At 63.8% G+C, this 257-nt stretch carries 1 pseudogene; it reads left to right on the plus strand.

Going from position 1 to position 257, the window contains the following annotated elements:
* Positions 1-257: pseudogene (locus EUU22_RS24330) on the plus strand (hypothetical protein); the annotation flags it as partial.

Genomic DNA, 257 nt, shown 5'->3' on the forward strand with positions numbered 1-257 from the left:
GTGCCGACCGACGCGCTTCGCGAAATGGCGGGCAAAACCTCGACCTTCGCGCTGACTATCGAGGCTGCCGGCGACGAACCGGTGCAGATCGCCGTGGAATGCGATTTCGGAAGGCTGGGCGACTGTGCCCGTCACCGCTTCACTGTCAATACGGAGAAGATGGACGTGCTTTTCCGTGTAAGCTTCGACAAGTCCATGGCGCCGGCAACCCCCGGCCGACTCCTTCTGAACGCCGGTCTCGGGGGGCGTGGCGAAGG

The sequence above is a fragment of the Ciceribacter ferrooxidans genome, assembly GCF_004137355.1.
Taxonomy (GTDB): Bacteria; Pseudomonadota; Alphaproteobacteria; order Rhizobiales; family Rhizobiaceae; genus Allorhizobium; species Allorhizobium ferrooxidans.